Source organism: Mesorhizobium sp. M0340, assembly GCF_040321535.1.
In the GTDB taxonomy this organism is placed as follows: domain Bacteria; phylum Pseudomonadota; class Alphaproteobacteria; order Rhizobiales; family Rhizobiaceae; genus Mesorhizobium.
In genome coordinates, this window is the sequence record NZ_JAMYRR010000075.1 from 1 (window position 1) to 883 (window position 883).

At 62.3% G+C, this 883-nt stretch carries 1 pseudogene; it reads left to right on the top strand.

The window, feature by feature from the left end:
- Positions 1-883: pseudogene (locus NKI79_RS33115) on the top strand (glutamine--fructose-6-phosphate transaminase (isomerizing)); the annotation flags it as partial.

An 883-nucleotide genomic window follows, 5' to 3' on the forward strand; every position in this document is an offset into this window, starting at 1 on the left:
TGTGCGGTATCGTTGGAATTGTCGGTAACTCGCCGGTCGCGCCGCTTATCGTCGATGCGTTGAAAAGGCTCGAATATCGCGGCTATGATTCGGCCGGCGTCGCCACGATCGAGCACGGCAGGCTTGATCGCCGCCGCGCCGAGGGCAAGCTGGTCAATCTCGAGCGCCGGCTGAAGGACGAACCGCTCGACGGCATGATCGGCATCGGCCACACGCGCTGGGCCACGCATGGCGTTCCGAACGAGAGCAATGCGCATCCGCATTTTTCCGACGGCGTCGCCATCGTCCATAACGGCATCATCGAGAATTTCGCCGAATTGCGCGACGAGCTGATGCGCGACGGCTACAGCTTCGCCTCACAGACCGATACCGAAGTCGTCGCGCACCTGGTGGCGCGCGAACTGGCCAGGGGGCTGAAGCCGGTCGAGGCGGCGCATAAGGCGCTGAAGCGGCTGGAAGGCGCCTTTGCGCTCGCCATCATGTTCAAGGGCGACGAGGATTTGATCGTCGGCGCGCGCAATGGCCCGCCGCTCGCCGTCGGTCATGGCGACGGCCAGATGTTCCTTGGCTCCGACGCCATCGCGCTTGCCCCGTTCACCAATTCGATCACCTATCTGGAAGACGGCGACTGGGCGGTAGTGCGCCGCAACGAGGTCGATATTTTCGACATGGGCGGCAACAAGGTCGACCGCAAACGCCAACAGTCGCTCAGCACGAGCTTCATGGTCGACAAAGGCAACCGCCGCCATTTCATGGAAAAGGAAATCCATGAGCAGCCGGAAGTGATCTCGCACACGCTGGCGCATTATGTCGATTTCGTCGGTGGCGCCTCGAAGCCGCTCGCTCTGCCGTTCGATTTCGCCAAGATCGACCGGCTGGCGAT